Origin of the sequence: Neorhizobium puerariae, from assembly GCF_042429745.1 — a bacterium.
GTDB classification, from domain to species: Bacteria; Pseudomonadota; Alphaproteobacteria; order Rhizobiales; family Rhizobiaceae; genus Neorhizobium; species Neorhizobium puerariae.
The window spans coordinates 203,332-215,633 of record NZ_JBHMAA010000011.1 but is presented as its reverse complement, the minus strand read 5'-3'; the positions used below and the strand labels follow the sequence as shown (position 1 = coordinate 215,633).

14 protein-coding genes are annotated in these 12,302 nt (G+C 62.9%); 11 read left to right on the top strand and 3 right to left on the bottom strand.

Annotated features, from left to right (window positions below; translation table 11 throughout):
* The first annotated feature begins 57 nt into the window (after positions 1 to 57).
* The 11 genes from ACFFP0_RS09750 to ACFFP0_RS09700 all read left to right on the top strand — a co-directional run bounded on the left by ACFFP0_RS09750 (position 58) and on the right by ACFFP0_RS09700 (position 10,014).
* Entirely contained in the window at positions 58 to 963 is a 906-nt protein-coding gene (locus ACFFP0_RS09750; RefSeq protein WP_377259692.1) for an AraC family transcriptional regulator, read from the top strand.
* A gap of 228 nt (positions 964 to 1,191) precedes the next feature.
* The gene (locus tag ACFFP0_RS09745) at positions 1,192 to 1,950 is read left to right on the top strand and encodes a helix-turn-helix domain-containing protein (protein WP_377259689.1); all 759 of its coding nucleotides are present in this window, start codon (positions 1,192 to 1,194) and stop codon (positions 1,948 to 1,950) included.
* A 169-nt stretch (positions 1,951 to 2,119) separates the two neighbouring features.
* The gene (locus ACFFP0_RS09740; protein WP_377260130.1) at positions 2,120 to 2,770 is read left to right on the top strand and encodes a hydrolase; all 651 of its coding nucleotides are present in this window, start codon (positions 2,120 to 2,122) and stop codon (positions 2,768 to 2,770) included.
* Between the two features lie 121 nt (positions 2,771 to 2,891).
* Entirely contained in the window at positions 2,892 to 3,173 is a 282-nt protein-coding gene (locus ACFFP0_RS09735; protein WP_377259686.1) for a XapX domain-containing protein, read from the top strand.
* Between the two features lie 5 nt (positions 3,174 to 3,178).
* Positions 3,179 to 5,161, top strand: a complete 1,983-nt coding sequence (locus ACFFP0_RS09730; protein ID WP_377259683.1) for an amidohydrolase — start codon at positions 3,179 to 3,181, stop codon at positions 5,159 to 5,161.
* A 15-nt stretch (positions 5,162 to 5,176) separates the two neighbouring features.
* Positions 5,177 to 5,605 (top strand): DoxX family protein, encoded by a 429-nt coding sequence (locus ACFFP0_RS09725; protein ID WP_377259680.1) that lies wholly within the window; start codon positions 5,177 to 5,179, stop codon positions 5,603 to 5,605.
* A 375-nt stretch (positions 5,606 to 5,980) separates the two neighbouring features.
* A complete protein-coding gene (locus ACFFP0_RS09720; protein ID WP_377260128.1) occupies positions 5,981 to 6,808 on the top strand; it encodes an alpha/beta fold hydrolase in 828 nt (275 codons plus the stop codon).
* A gap of 20 nt (positions 6,809 to 6,828) precedes the next feature.
* Positions 6,829 to 8,451, top strand: a complete 1,623-nt coding sequence (locus tag ACFFP0_RS09715) for an MFS transporter (RefSeq protein ID WP_377259677.1) — start codon at positions 6,829 to 6,831, stop codon at positions 8,449 to 8,451.
* The gene (locus ACFFP0_RS09710) at positions 8,448 to 9,134 is read left to right on the top strand and encodes a YoaK family protein (protein WP_377259674.1); all 687 of its coding nucleotides are present in this window, start codon (positions 8,448 to 8,450) and stop codon (positions 9,132 to 9,134) included. The genes ACFFP0_RS09715 and ACFFP0_RS09710 overlap by 4 nt, the downstream gene beginning before the upstream one ends.
* A 139-nt stretch (positions 9,135 to 9,273) precedes the next feature.
* The gene (locus ACFFP0_RS09705) at positions 9,274 to 9,453 is read left to right on the top strand and encodes a hypothetical protein (protein ID WP_377259671.1); all 180 of its coding nucleotides are present in this window, start codon (positions 9,274 to 9,276) and stop codon (positions 9,451 to 9,453) included.
* 42 nt (positions 9,454 to 9,495) lie between these two features.
* A complete protein-coding gene (locus ACFFP0_RS09700; RefSeq protein ID WP_377259668.1) occupies positions 9,496 to 10,014 on the top strand; it encodes a Dps family protein in 519 nt (172 codons plus the stop codon).
* 84 nt (positions 10,015 to 10,098) lie between these two features.
* On the opposite strand, the gene ACFFP0_RS09695 is transcribed toward ACFFP0_RS09700, so the two are convergent.
* The 3 genes from ACFFP0_RS09695 to ACFFP0_RS09685 all read right to left on the bottom strand — a co-directional run bounded on the left by ACFFP0_RS09695 (position 10,099) and on the right by ACFFP0_RS09685 (position 12,207).
* Complete coding sequence (locus ACFFP0_RS09695; RefSeq protein WP_377259665.1) at positions 10,099 to 10,986, bottom strand: helix-turn-helix domain-containing protein; 888 nt, start codon at positions 10,984 to 10,986, stop codon at positions 10,099 to 10,101.
* Between the two features lie 132 nt (positions 10,987 to 11,118).
* Positions 11,119 to 11,460, bottom strand: coding sequence for a response regulator transcription factor (locus ACFFP0_RS09690; protein ID WP_377259663.1), 342 nt, complete (start codon positions 11,458 to 11,460; stop codon positions 11,119 to 11,121).
* A 114-nt stretch (positions 11,461 to 11,574) separates the two neighbouring features.
* Positions 11,575 to 12,207, bottom strand: coding sequence for a response regulator transcription factor (locus tag ACFFP0_RS09685; protein WP_377259660.1), 633 nt, complete (start codon positions 12,205 to 12,207; stop codon positions 11,575 to 11,577).
* Positions 12,208 to 12,302 lie beyond the last annotated feature (95 nt).

The window sequence follows — 12,302 nt, the reverse complement described above, 5'->3', positions numbered from 1 at the left end:
CAGTCTGAAATGGGCACCTGGAAAGGGATGCTCCCGACCGAAGAATGCGAGGAGCGATTGTACAGAAGCACCGGATCTCTGACGTCCGTCGGAAGTTCCTTCGGGCTTGACGATGCGCCATGCCGCCGGGCGACCCCCATCCGGGAGGCCGGTTTTTCGGCCACGCGTCTGGAAAGGGAGGTTCCGGCAGGCTCAAGCCGCGACGTCGTCCTCGACGCCATGGACGCCTATTTCCTGATGGTCTACCGGCGGGATGTCCTGCATTGCGACATCCTGTCCGATGGCGGCCGCTCGCCGGTGCGAACCTATCGCAAGGGGTCCGTCTGCCTTGTGGACCTGACGGCGGGCGCTTCGATCTCCCTGCTGAGCCGTCTTGATTCCGTGGCGTTCGTCATCCCGGTCGCGCTCTTCCGCGAACTGGCGGAACTGTCGCCCGGGACCAGGCTGCATGGATTGCGATGCAGGAGAGGGGAGATGGACCCGATCATCGAGGGCCTGACGGAATCGCTCCTTCCGGCCTTGCAGGACGTGACCGTCTCCTACCTCGCGTTTCCGCATATCGCGCTGGCGATCTGCGCCCACCTCATCCAGAACTACAGCGACATGTCGCTCCAGAACGGCCTGAACGAAAGTTCGCTGTCCGTCTGGCAGGAAAAGGCCGCCAAGGAATTCATGCTCGACAATCTGGGCACGAGCATTTCGGTCACGGCGATCGCAGCCTCGGCCGGGCTGTCGGCCGGGCATTTTTCGCATGGCTTCAAGCGTGCCACCGGAATGACGCCACATCAATGGCTGCTGAAGATGCGCGTGGTGCGCGCCAAGGAACTGCTGGCGGAGTCGACCTTCAACATCGCCACAATCGCCGAAATCTGCGGATTTTCGGATCAGAGCTACTTCACCAAGGTGTTTGCCCGCTCGACGGGAATGACGCCGGCGGCCTGGCGTCTCACGCAGCATTATTGACCCATGGTCACGGCGGAGGAGCTTTTTGTTCAATATTCCGCTGTTTTTTACCAAAGCCCTGTTATAGGCTTCGCTGAAGCGAATGACACTTTCGGCAGGTGAAGAAGCGTGCATCAGGAAATCAGGCCCGGAGGCCTGCCGGAGCCCCGGCCTCTCGATCTCAGCATCGATCTTGCGGGCATTTTGGTCACGAGGCGGAACTCGGACAACCGGGAGACGGATGTAAGATTGCCGTTGCCGAGCGACGATGCCTATTGCGTCGTGACCGAACTGGTCGACCTGCCTCTTCATCGCATCTGGAAGGGAGAGGACCTGCTTGCCGAGGGCGAGCGCCCGAAGGGAAGCCTGGAGATCTTCGACCTGAGGGAGGAATGGCAATGCCAGTATCTGTCACCCTTCGACACGGTCCATTTCCAGATCCCGTTCCGGCTTCTCCAGTCCTTTGCCGCCGATATGGGACGGCCCGAATTCAGCGGCCTTCTCAGCGCCCGCTGCGTGACGGATGAGGTGGTGCTGGGACTGGCGAACGCGCTCATTCCTATTCTCAACGGAGCCTGGAAATCCAATCAGCTTTTCCTCCGGCAGATCAAGCTCGCCCTGCTCACGCATCTGACCCAGAATTACGGCGGGCTGCATTTTCCCTCCCGGAGGAAGGGGACGCTCGCTCCATGGCAGGAAAGGCGCGCCGTCGAATTTCTCGCCGCGCATCTCAACGCGCAGTTCTCGATCGTGGAACTGGCCGACGTATGCAGCCTTTCCAGGAGCTATTTCATCAAGGCGTTCAAGGAAACGTTCGGCCGGACCCCGTATCGCTGGCTTCTTGAGTACCGCGTTTCGCGTGCCAGGGAACAATTGCTGTCCGACACCCCGATCGCCGAGATCGCCGTATCGTGCGGCTTTTCCGACCAGAGCCATTTGACCCGTGTGTTTGCCGAGATCACCGGGCAATCGCCGGGAAGCTGGCGGCGGGATAACCGGACCGTCTGACGGTCCCGGCCTGTTCCTTTCCGGCCGCCCGGCCGTGGCGCCGGGAGGCGCGAGCAACGCGCTGCGATCCGAAAATCCAAAAGACCGGGTTTCCAACAAGAAACGGAACGGGGCGGCGGGCATCTTGTGAGCGCCATAGGCACTATATTCACGAGAGGAAACCATGACCATCACAGCGACGCCGACCCCGGGTGCCCGACTTCTCAATCCGTCCGATCACACGCTGATCATGATCGATTTCCAGTCCCAGATGTCTTTCGCGACGAAGAGCATCGACGCCGTCAATCTTCGCACCAACGCAGCTCTGGTCGCAAACGGCGCCAGGGGTTTCGGTGTGTCGACCATCCTGACGACGGTTGCCGAAAAGAGCTTCTCCGGGCCGATGTTCAGCGAGATCACCGACACTTTCCCCGGGCAGAAGCTGTTTGACCGCACCTCGATGAACACCTGGGAAGATGCCGCGGTCATCGACGAGGTGAACCGGATCGGCAAGAAGCGCATCGTGCTCTGCGGCCTGTGGACCGGCGTCTGCATCGTCGGCCCGGCTCTCTCCGCCCTCGACCAGGGCTTCGAGGTCCTCGTGATCGCCGATGCCTGCGGCGACGTTTCCGACGAGGCCCACAACCGCGCCATGGACCGGATGGTCCAGGCCGGCGTGCAGCCCATGACCTCCCTGCAATACCTGCTCGAGCTCCAGCGCGACTGGGCGCGGACCGAAACCTACGACATGACGACGGGTATCGCCAAGAAATTCGGCGGCGCCTACGGCCTCGGCATCATCTACGCCAAGACCATGTTCAACGCTTCCGAAAGTCATTGAGCGAAGGGGCGGCCGCGTCGGCGCCAGGCGCCGTGTCGCGGCCCGTCCCACGTATCCCGGGGGCGGTTTCCGAGGCATCCGCACGATAGACGCCGGGGGAGCCCGGAAAGGACAACCAACCATGAAAATCTATCTCTATTCCCTGATCGCCGGGCTGCTCGTCGGAGTGATCTACAGTCTTCTCAACGTCCGGTCGCCGGCCCCGCCGGTCGTCGCCTTGATCGGTCTTCTGGGCATCCTCGTCGGGGAACAGATCATCCCCCTGGCGAAGGTGCTCTGGAACCGGGAGCCGGCCGCGGTTTCCTGGATACATCAGGTCAAGCCGCACATGTTCGGCCACCTGCCCAAAGGTGAAATCACCGCCCGCAAGGCGGCGGGTCGCAGCTCGACCACAGCCGGATAAAGCCCATGCCCACCAGACGCTCCTTTCTCGGCGTGGCCTCCGGCCTCGCCTTTCCCAACCTGTTCTCCGGTGCGTTTGCCGCCGATCCCATCCCGACGAGAGGTGCAGGCATGTCCGCCGACATCATCCTTTTCAACGGCCGCGTCACGACGCTCGACCGGACCAATCCGAATGCGACTGCCATCGCCATCAAGGACGGCCTATTTTCCGGTGTCGGAACCGACGCTGAAGTCGCAGCCCTCGCCGGTCCGGATACGAAGTTCATCGACCTGAAGGGCAAACGGGTCCTGCCGGGCCTGATCGACAACCACACGCATGTCGTCCGGGGCGGGCTGAATTACAATATGGAGCTGCGCTGGGACGGCGTGCGCTCGCTGGCGGATGCGATGGAGATGCTGAAGCGGCAGGTGGCGATCACGCCGGCGCCGCAATGGGTGCGCGTGGTCGGCGGCTTTACCGAACACCAGTTTGCCGAAAAGCGCCTGCCGACGATCGAGGAGATCAACGCGATCGCTCCCGACACGCCGGTGTTCCTGCTGCATCTCTACGACCGTGCGCTGCTGAACGGGGCCGCGCTCCGGGCGGTCGGGTACACGAAGGATACGCCGAACCCGCCGGGCGGCGAGATCACCCGCGATGCCAAGGGCAATCCGACCGGCATGCTGTTGGCCAAGCCGAATGCCGGCATTCTCTATTCGACGCTCGCCAAGGGGCCGAAGCTTCCGCTCGACCATCAGGTCAACTCGACCCGCCATTTCATGCGCGAGCTGAACCGGCTGGGCGTGACCGGCGTCATCGACGCGGGCGGCGGCTTCCAGAACTATCCCGACGACTACGAGGTCATCCAGAAGCTCGCGGAAGCGGGCCAGATGACCGTACGCCTCGCCTACAACCTCTTCACGCAGAAGCCGAAGGAGGAGAAGGAGGATTTCCTCCGATGGACCTCCTCGGTCAAATACAAGCAGGGCGACGACTATTTCCGCCACAACGGCGCCGGCGAGATGCTGGTGTTCTCCGCGGCGGATTTCGAGGACTTCCGGCAGCCGAGGCCCGACATGCCGCCCGAGATGGAAGGCGAGCTGGAGGACGTGGTACGGGTTCTTGCCGAAAACCGCTGGCCCTGGCGTCTGCATGCGACCTATGACGAGACGATCTCCCGCGCGCTCGACGTGTTCGAGAAGGTTGACAAGGATATCCCGCTCGAAGGGTTGAACTGGTTCTTCGACCATGCGGAGACCATTTCCGAGCGCTCGATCGACCGGATCGCCGCCCTTGGCGGCGGCATCGCCACCCAGCACCGCATGGCCTATCAGGGTGAGTATTTCGTCGAGCGTTATGGTCATGGCGTCGCCGAAGCGACCCCGCCGATCCGCCGCATGCTCGACAAGGGCGTGCATGTTTCGGCCGGAACCGACGCCACCCGCGTCGCCTCCTACAATCCGTGGGTCTCCTTGTCCTGGATGGTGACCGGCAAGACGGTCGGCGGCATGCAGCTCTATCCGCGCGCCAATTGCCTCGACCGCGAGACGGCGCTCCGCATGTGGACCGAGAAAGTCACCTGGTTCTCCAACGAGGAGGGCAAGAAGGGCCGCATCGAAAAGGGCCAGTTTGCCGATCTCGTCATACCGGACAAGGACTTCTTCTCCTGCGCCGAGGACGAGATCTCGTTCCTGACGTCGGAACTGACCATGGTGGGCGGCAAGATCGTCTATGGCGCCGGAGACTTCAAGTCGTTCGACGAGAGCGACGTTCCGCCCGCCATGCCCGACTGGTCGCCTGTGCGGACCTTCGGCGGTTATGCCGCCTGGGGCGAGCCCGAAGGGGCCGGCAAACGCTCGCTGCGGCGCGTGGCGATCTCCTCCTGCGGCTGCGCCAATAGCTGCGGCGTCCATGGACACGATCATGCCTCAGCATGGACTTCCCGGCTGCTGATATCGGATCTCAAGGGCTTTTTCGGAGCGCTTGGCTGCGCCTGCTGGGCCGTGTGAGGAAGGAGAAGAGATATGGATATTCTTTCAAAGGACCAGGTAGCATCGGGTCCGCAGGCGGAGCGGTCCGGCACTCTCCGGCTGCTGGCGCTTCTGGCGCTCTGCTCGGCCTATATACAGGGGCCGATCGTGAAGATCCTGGACTTCAACGGCGCGCTCGCCGAAATGGAACATTTCGGCCTCCGGCCGGCCCCCCTTTTCGCGGTGGGGGTCATCGTCTTCGAGCTTTCCATGTCGGCGCTGATCCTGAGCGGGATCTTGCGGCGGTGGGCGGCGCTCGCGCTGGCGCTTTTCACGCTGGCGGCGACATTCCTGGCCTTACGCTTCTGGGAATTGCCAGCCGGCATGGAACGATCCATGGCGATGAACGGCTTCTTCGAACATCTCGGGCTGGTCGGCGCCTTCGTCCTCGTCGCCTGGCGTCAGGCCCCTCGAACGTCCTGAGCATGCCGTTTGAAACTATCAAAGGCCCGGCGCGACCGGGCCTTTTCCGTTCGGAGCTTCCGGCATCCGCTGCCCGGGCGAGTGTGTGGTGTTCATGGAAGAGGTGCGGCCGCCCCCGGATCGGCTCCTTCAGATTGTCCAAACCGCCCTTCGAACAGACAAGAAGCCACGGCGCGTTCAGCCTATCGATGAAGCCGAACCGCCGGTCACCCGATCGCAGTCTCGCAAAGGGATGAAACAATGCCGACAAGCATCGAATTGCTCCTGTCCCGCCGGCAGACGTTGCTGGCAGGCGCAAGTCTCACGGCGGCGATGGCCCTGCCATCCGTCGCTCTCTCCCAGTCCCATTCCGCCAACACGAAAGGTATTCCGGCGATGACCCAGAACTTCATCGAAACCAAGGACGGCACCAGGATCTTCTACAAGGACTGGGGAATGGGCCAGCCCATCGTCTTCTCGCATGGCTGGCCGCTTTCGGGCGATGCCTGGGACGCGCAGATGCTTTTTTTCGGCCAGCAGGGCTATCGCGTCATCGCCCATGACCGTCGCGGGCACGGCCGCTCCGACCAGCCCTGGAACGGCAACAACATGGATCAGTATGCCGACGACCTTGCGGAATTGATCGAGAAGCTGGATCTCAAGGACGCCGTGCTCATCGGCCATTCGACCGGCGGCGGCGAAGTCTCCCATTACATCGGCCGTCACGGCAATGCGCGCGTCGCCAAGGTCGTTCTCGTCGGCGCCGTGCCGCCGCTCATGCTGAAGACCGCATCCAATCCCGAAGGCACGCCGATCGAGGTTTTCGACGGCATCCGCAAGGGGACGGCGGGCGACCGGTCGCAATTCTTCAGGGACCTGACCATACCTTTCTACGGTTTCAACCGGGAAGGCGCGAAGGTCAACGAGGGCCTGCGGGAAGCCTTTTGGCTGCAGGGCATGGTCGGCAGCATCAAGGGCCATTACGACTGCGTCCACGAATTCTCCGAGGTCGACTACACCGAGGACCTGAAGAAGATCGAGCGCCCGACGCTCGTCATCCACGGCGACGACGACCAGATCGTCCCGATCGCCGCTTCCGCGCAGAAGACCGCAAAGATCGTCAGGAACGCGACGCTGAAGGTCTATCCGGGCGCGCCGCACGGCCTTGCCCAGACCGAAGCCGACAAGTTCAACGCCGACGTTCTGGCATTCATCAAGTCCTAAGCGATCTTCAGGAGCAGTCCATGACCGAGACCGTCGCCAAGCCTCAGCACGGAAGCGGAAGCTTCGCTCCCTTCCGCCATATCGTCTTCAGCGTATTGTGGACCGCGACGGTCCTCGGAAATACTGGAAGCTTCATGCGGGACGTGGCGAGCTCCTGGCTCGTCACCGACCTTTCAGCCGCCCCGGCGGATGTGGCGCTGATCCAGGCCGCAGGCAGCCTGCCCATCTTCCTGCTGGCGATCCCCGCGGGCGTGCTGGCGGATATTCTCGACAAGCGAAAGCTGCTGATCGCGATGCAATTGCTTCTCGCGAGCGTGAGCCTGTCGTTGATGGCTCTCGCGCATTTTTCGGCCCTGACGGTGGAAGCGCTGATCGGGCTGACATTCCTCGGGGGCGTCGGCGCGGCGCTCGTCGCGCCCGCGTGGCAGGCGATCGTCCCGGAACTGGTTCCGAAGAAGGACCTGAAGAGCGCGATTGCGCTGAACTCCCTCGGGATCAATATCGCCCGTTCCATCGGGCCGGCTGCCGGCGGCCTGATACTGGGGGCGCTCGGCGCGGCCGTCACCTATGGCGCGGATGTCGCAAGCTATATCATCGTCATCGCCGCGCTCCTCTGGTGGAAGCGTCCGAAGGACGATACCGGGGAACTGTCGGAGAATTTCGCCGGTGCGTTCCGCGCCGGTCTCAGATATGCGCGGGCGAGCAGGGAACTGCACATCGTCCTCCTGCGCGCGGCGATCTTCTTTGCCTTCGCCAGTGCGATCTGGGCCTTGCTTCCGCTGGTGGCGCGCAACCTCCTGCAGGGAACGTCGAGCTTCTACGGTGTTCTTCTGGGCGCTGTCGGCGTCGGTGCGATCGGCGGGGCTCTTGTCCTGCCCAGGTTGCGGGAGCGCCTCGGTTCCGATGCCTTGATCATGATGTCCGTGATCGTGACCGCGGGCGTGATGGCGGTTCTTGCGCTGTCGCCGCCGAAATGGCTTGCCATTCTCATCCTGCTCCTGCTCGGCGCCGCATGGATCGCCGCCCTGACGACGCTGAACGGGGTTGCGCAGTCCATTCTGCCGAACTGGGTTCGCGGCCGGGCTCTCGCGATCTACCTGATGGTCTTCAACGGCGCCATGGCCGGCGGCAGCATCGGATGGGGCCTGGTCGCCGAGGCGACGGGGCTGGCCTCCGCCCTCCTGATCTCGGCCGCGGGACTGATCGTCGCCGGCGTCGTCATGCATCGCGTCAAGCTTCCGCGGGGGGAGGCCGATCTCGTCGCCTCCAACCACTGGCCGGAACCCCTGCTGGCCGCACCGGTGGAGCATGACCGGGGGCCGGTGCTGATCCTGATCGAATACCGGGTGGCGGCCGAAAACAGGGGCGTCTTCCTGCACGCACTGGCCGGCCTTTCGACGGAGAGGCAGCGTGACGGCGCCTATAGCTGGGGCGTGACGGAGGACGCGGCCGACCCGGAGCTGATCGTGGAATGGTTCTTCGTGGAATCCTGGGCCGAACATCTCCGGCAGCATGCCCGCGTTTCGAAAAGCGATGCCGACATACAATCGAAGGTCATCGGTTATCATGTGGGCACCGAGAAGCCCGTGGTCAGGCATTTCCTCGGGCTCAACCCGAAGGCGCCCGCAAGGAGGCATCGATGAAGGACAAATGGCTGACGCTGCTCCTGAGTTTCAACGGCGGTTTTGTCGATACCGCCGGTTTCCTGACGCTGCAGGGGCTGTTCACGGCGCATGTCACCGGCAACTTCGTCACGCTTGCCGCCGCCTTCGTCGACGGCTCGGCCGGCACGACGGCAAAGCTGCTGGCGCTGCCCGTCTTCTGCGTGGTCGTGCTGGTCACCCGCCTTGCCGGCCTCGTGCTGGAGAGGTGGAACCGGCCTGCGCCCGCGATTCTCCTGACGGTGAAGTTCGTGCTGCTGTCGTCCGCCGCAGCCTATGCCGTCGGCCATGGTCACTTCGATGGCGGCGACAATCTTCCGAACGTCGTGCTGGGCATGATCCTGGTTGCCGCCATGGCGATCCAGAACGCTGTGCACCGGCTCCATTTCTCAAAGGCGCCGCCGTCCACCCTGATGACGGGCACGACAACGCAGGTGATGATCGATCTGGCCGATCTCCTGGCGGGCAGGGCAGGGGATGATGTCGCGGCCGTGCGAAGCCGGCTCGGCCAGATGGTGAGCCACGTTCTCGCCTTTGCGCTGGGCTGCGGCACTGCCGCGGCCGCGATCGTCTCCGCCGGCGTGTGGTGCTTCGCCATACCGCCCGTCATTGCCGCGCTGACCGCCATGCGCGCCCGCGTCGCCCATGAGGCGGAAGCGGGTTAGGCTGGTCTCGGTTCTTTCCGCCTGCTCCCGCTTTGCGGGCAAACGTCCAAAGGAAGGTCGATCTTTCAAGAAAGATCGGTGCGCCTCGCCGATATTGCATCCGTCCCGCCGATCAATTTCGCCTTTCGGAGCGAGCGCCATGCCCAGGAACGATGAAACCAGCACTGTTCGCGAAGGGTTCGAAACGCTTCCCGAACCGCTCGATCCGGCCCTGCCGGACAAGGACGACATGTGGCGGCAGGCCGACGCGGACCTGGATGAAGCATTGCGGGAAACCTTCCCCGCCAGCGACCCGATCGCTTCCGGCCATATCGCCTGAACACCGCACGTACGCAAACCTCGCGAACAACAGGAGACAGAAATGAACGAAAACGTGAAATCACGCCGCGCGGCCGCCCTTCATACGCCGACCGGGCTTTCCCAGGAGGCTGTCCGGGACATTTCGGCGGCGGCAACGACACTGCTTGCCGATGTCTTCGCTCTTTATCTGAAGACGAAGAACTTCCACTGGCATATGTCGGGCTCCAGTTTCCGCGACTACCACCTGCTGCTGGACGAGCAGGGCGATCAGCTTTTCGAGATGACCGACCCTCTGGCCGAACGGGTGCGCAAGCTCGGCGGCGAAACCCTGAAATCGATCGGGGACATCGCCCGCCGGCAACGCCTTGCGGACAACGATGCCGATTTCGTCCATCCCCACGAGATGCTGGCGGAACTGCGCGAGGACAACGGCACGCTGATAGCGAGCCTGCGCCAGCTCCATTCGCTTTGCGACGAACATGGCGATGTGGCGACCGCCAGCCTGATCGAGAACTGGATCGACGAGACCGAGCGCCGGGTCTGGTTCCTGTTCGAGACCCTGCGCGGCACCAATGCCTGATCGCGTCCCAAGGGAGCCTGTTCTTCCCAGGCTCCCCTTGGGAAGGTCGAACCGGAGAACCCTGCGAATTTGGGAAAGTGTCGGTCACGCCAACATGTGGCGGCGCCATGTGCCGGGCGGCTTTCCGACGGCCGATGAGAATGTCCGGCTGAAATGGGCCTGATCGGCGAAGCCGCACAAGGCGGAAATCTCGGCGAGGGAAAGCGGCGAGGTGAGCAGAAGCTGCCGGGCGCGGTCGATGCGCTGCTGGGCAAGCCACTGATTGGGGGTCTTACCCGTCGTCTCGCGGAACGCCTGGATGAAGGCGGTGCGGGACAGGTTGCACTCCGTCGCGAGATCGTCGATCGAAACGTCGCCCTTCAGGCGGCTCAGCATCAGTTCCTTTGCACGGCTCTCGTTGTGGCGGGAGAGCCTCCGCCGCTTGTCGCTCAGCCTCTGGCGGCCGTTTCCGTATCTCTGGATAAGGTGAAGGCCGAGGGCGGTCGAGAGCTGGTCGACGAAGAGCGTGCTCGTTTCCTGCTCCAGATCCAATGTCGCGAAAAGCGCGCGCGCCAATCCGCCGATGACCGGATCAGGCTCGGCGACCGTGTTCTCCAGTTCCGTCACCCCGCAGACATCGGCCCCTTCCGCGATCTGCGACAGGCTGGTTCTGGAGATTTCCATCAGGATGAAGTTCAGAGGACCCTTCAGCTCGGCCTTGTAAGGATCTGAAAAGTCTCGAATATAAATGGAGTTCTCGACGAAGTCGTGGGTTGTCGAGTGATGTTCCTGGAATATTCTTCGCCTTTGTCCGCCGGCCGTCGCCAAGCCGATGACGAAACCCCGGTTGCTGCCCGGAGTGGACACCAGGCCGGGTGAGCGACCGGCCGAACTCTTGAGGTAGAACCGTATGTCGCCGCCTGCGATATGCTGGTCGCCATCGAGATTGCCGAGCGAGCATCCGAAGCTGTCCGTTTGCTTTGGGAGGGACATTTGAGATCCGTCTGGCGACATTCATCCTCTCCTGCTGTGGGAACCCGGTGGTGGAAGATGGCGCATGATGGTCCGCCGATCCGTTCTTGTCAAAAGCCGCGCCCGATGCCGCCCGGATGCTCATCGTCATTTCTATGAGGACGGGAGGGCCTTCTCGATGCACGCGATGAGCGCTTCGGCCTGATAGGGCTTCTGGAGCACGCAGACCTCGTCTCCGACCCGGGCGCGCACGGGCGCTTCGGCGAAGGCGGTGATGAAGATGAACGGCACGGGGTTGTTTCGCGCTCTCAGGAGGCTGAAAAGATCCAGGCCGCTCATCCCCTGCATCTGGACGTCGGAAATGATGCAGGCCGGCGCTTCCTCGTTTTCCGAGGCCAGGAATTCTTCCGCCGAGGCGAAGGTGCGCACGGAAAACCCGCAGGACCGCAGCAGGCTGCTCGTCGCGCGCAGCACCGTGGCTTCGTCGTCGATCACGGAGACTGACCGGGAGGGGATCACTGGGAATGTTACCAATCTCCGGCGGGAGCCGGTGTTGTTTCTTGTCCCCAATATGCGCCCGAAGGCCGGGGAATTAAATTATACCGGGGTTTATCTGGAAGAAGATGCGGTCGCGGAGAGCTTCAGGGCCTCCGCCATCTTCACCAGATCGGCGAAATTCTTCGCCATCATCTTGCGGCTGATCTTGCCGCGATGGATCTTCACGGTGATCTCGCTCAGCCCCAACTGGCCGGCGATCTGCTTGTTCAGGAGGCCGGCGGTTGCCATCGTCATGATCTGCCGCTCGCGGGGCGAAAGGGACTGATAGCGCGCCTTCAGTTCCAGTTCGAGTTTGCCGCTGCCTCTGGCGGCGATGTGTTTCTCGGTGGCGGCGGCGACGGCGTCGAGCATGTCCTGGTCGCGGAACGGCTTGGGCAGGAAGTCGACGGCGCCCGCCTTCATGGCGCGCACGGACATCGGGATGTCGCCGTGTCCCGTGACGAAGACCACCGGCACGTCGATGCCCTTGTCATTGAGCTTCTGCTGAAAATCCAATCCGCTGGTAAACGGCAGGCGGACGTCGAGGATCAGGCAATCCGCATCCTGAAGGGAGGCGTCTTCATAAAGGTCCTGCGCGGTTGCGAACGTCTTCACGCGATAGCCGACCGACCTCAGGAGCGTATCGAGAGCCCTGCGTATGAGCGCTTCGTCATCGACGACCAATATAAGCGGACTTTCCGACATCCCCGACCGTTCTTTCGCGTGCAGGTCCTGTTCCCGGCTCACCGCTTCATAGGACGGGATCGCACCGGCGGGCAACTATACCACGGTATGTCGGC